The organism is Pseudomonas nicosulfuronedens, assembly GCF_005877905.1.
In the GTDB taxonomy this organism is placed as follows: domain Bacteria; phylum Pseudomonadota; class Gammaproteobacteria; order Pseudomonadales; family Pseudomonadaceae; genus Pseudomonas; species Pseudomonas nicosulfuronedens.
Genome location: NZ_SWDV01000097.1, coordinates 1 through 2,125, shown reverse-complemented (window position 1 = coordinate 2,125; position 2,125 = coordinate 1). Strand labels below are relative to the sequence as shown.

At 54.7% G+C, this 2,125-nt stretch carries 3 protein-coding genes; all 3 read left to right on the top strand.

Annotation, left to right across the window (positions count from 1 at the left end; all coding sequences use genetic code 11):
- Positions 1 to 35 precede the first annotated feature (35 nt).
- A complete protein-coding gene (locus FAS41_RS31270) occupies positions 36 to 581 on the top strand; it encodes a lysozyme family protein (protein WP_246084979.1) in 546 nt (181 codons plus the stop codon).
- Positions 582 to 593: 12 nt separating this feature from the next.
- Positions 594 to 1,628 (top strand): FlhC family transcriptional regulator, encoded by a 1,035-nt coding sequence (locus tag FAS41_RS30510; protein WP_138526994.1) that lies wholly within the window; start codon positions 594 to 596, stop codon positions 1,626 to 1,628.
- Positions 1,629 to 1,861: 233 nt separating this feature from the next.
- Positions 1,862 to 2,125: hypothetical protein (locus FAS41_RS31090; protein ID WP_218939150.1), on the top strand; the 264-nt coding region annotated here is incomplete at its 3' end.

Sequence of the window (2,125 nt, the reverse complement as noted above, 5' to 3'; positions counted from 1 at the left end):
GATAAGGGATGCCGGTATTCAGAAGCCATAAGGCAATGCTGCTAGCAGGAGTGCTGTGCACTTCAGCGCTGACACCTGCATTTGGCGAGTCGATAGGTTTCACTCTCAAGGGAACAGTTTGGGAGCGAGCAGCTCTGAGCGCTCCGTGCAAGATTGAGCCTGAACTACTCTTCTCGCTGGCATTGAAAGAGTCGCACGGCGCGGTAGCGAAAGGCCTAATATCCCCACAGCCCTACGCTCTAAGAAACGGCCCTAGTGGTCCTGCTTACCCTAAAACCCAAGGTGAAGCAGAGGCTCTCCTCGTCAGATACCTACAGGAAGATAAGCTGACTGATATCATGCAGATAAACTGCAGGTGGAACTGTGGCCGGGTGAAAAATGCTAGTGCTCTGCTCAATCCCGTGGAAAATATAAAGGTAGGCGCAGCCATACTCTGTGAGTCAATATCTGCAAACCCTGCGGATATGCAGCTTGCCATCGGCGGTTATCACACGATGAATCCCACCCGCGAGCTCGATGCGCGCCTGTACGCTCAAGATGTAATTGCCATCTGGCGATCTATTCAAATGCTGAAGAAATAAGGACAACTAAGCATGAAGTTTACGATCAACCGAACCCTGGTCCAAATGGCGGTCAGATGGCTAATTCAGGATGAAGCTGCATTCAAGCTGGTGCTGATGCAGCAGCGCTATCGTCAGGATGATATTGTCTGGCTCACAAATGTTGTAGCGAGCCCTCCCAAGCTACAAGCCCTGGATGCACTGCCGGTGTCGATCAACCGAATCGAGTACGAAACGCTGAGCGTGGGGAATACGCACCTCGACGACAAGCAGTTTTTCAATCTCGGCCTTCGTCTGACCATGTTTACTGAACTCTTCAACTTCGCGCGCCACAATAGCTTCAACACTCTTAGCGCCATTGGCTTGGACGACACAGCGTTTCGCCTGATGGAGACCTCGTCTTTCGAGGAGCGGCTGATGCTGATCCGATCCGGTGGGTTCACCATCAGCATCCGGTCACCTGTCCGAAAGCTTCGGCTGAATCCAAATTCCGCCCGAGACCAAATCCACGATACGACCCTGGTGCTTCTCGGGGACCTCCGATTTTTCCTGAAAAAGAACCCGGATGGCAGCGGCCGCATGCAGGACTTCGGGCCCACCATTCCAACCGAATCTATCGCGCGCGAGCTATTGCTAGCTCGCATCCAGCCGAAACTCGTCGCGCTGGCAACAGGGATGTCCCCTGAGGACGCCGGGAAGCTCAAGCGGAACATCACCCGCGGAGTACCCGGGGCGCAGTCACAGAGCGGGCGAATTCAAATCCCAGAAACGACACTCGCTGAGTACCCGATGCACAGCTTGCTGTACCTCACAATCTACAGGCTGCTAGCACACGATCCGTTGCGGAGAACAAACGTCCGCGCCCTGATGGCTGCCCATCGGGAGTACGAGCAAATCTGCGATGCCTTGAATGTGCCCAAGGGCGACACCATCAGCCCAACGAACGCATTCCAGTTGAGCAATGCGATAAAGTCTGGGGAGATCCTGATGCAGGAGTGCTCCAGCTGCAGCGAGATCAACGCTCGATTTGTACTCAAGCCAGCCAAGTGCATATGGTGCAGTCACTGACAAAGGCAAGCCCGACCAAGGAAAGGTCTGAATAGCACTAGCTCAAGTGCTGGGGCCAGTGCGCCCCTCTTGCAGTCCCTGCCCCCCTCACTGTCGGGCTTTGGCGAATGAACTGACCGAGATGAGCAACGTTGGCAATCGCCCTAACCTGTCATAGACCTGGCGTTGATTGATTTGGGATTCAGTGAACCCCATGCGATCATGACATCAAAGCGATATCAGGAGACCGCCTCATGACCCAGTCCACCGTGCTCTGCCATTGCTGCGGACACCACATGGTGCCGCAGGTAGTCAGGAGCCGAGGCATTTATGTCGGTTGGGAATGGGGTGGTCGCATCGGTGCTGGCCACCCGATCGACTCAGTTTGCCCGTTCTGCCTTTCGTCCAACTGGGATGGTGTAAAGCGCCCTGTGCATAGGAGCCCTGGCCAGAAGCTACTTCTCCTTCTTATTCTTTACATTGCCGGCCAGGTGATGAACAACGTCGTTAGTGCGATC

Bases quoted from the DNA above. Each gene is read 5' to 3' on its own strand.
- FAS41_RS30510 (WP_138526994.1), top strand. From the start codon at position 594: ATGAAGTTTACGATCAACCGAACCCTGGTCCAAATGGCGGTCAGATGG.
- FAS41_RS31270 (WP_246084979.1), top strand. From the start codon at position 36: ATGCTGCTAGCAGGAGTGCTGTGCACTTCAGCGCTGACACCTGCATTT.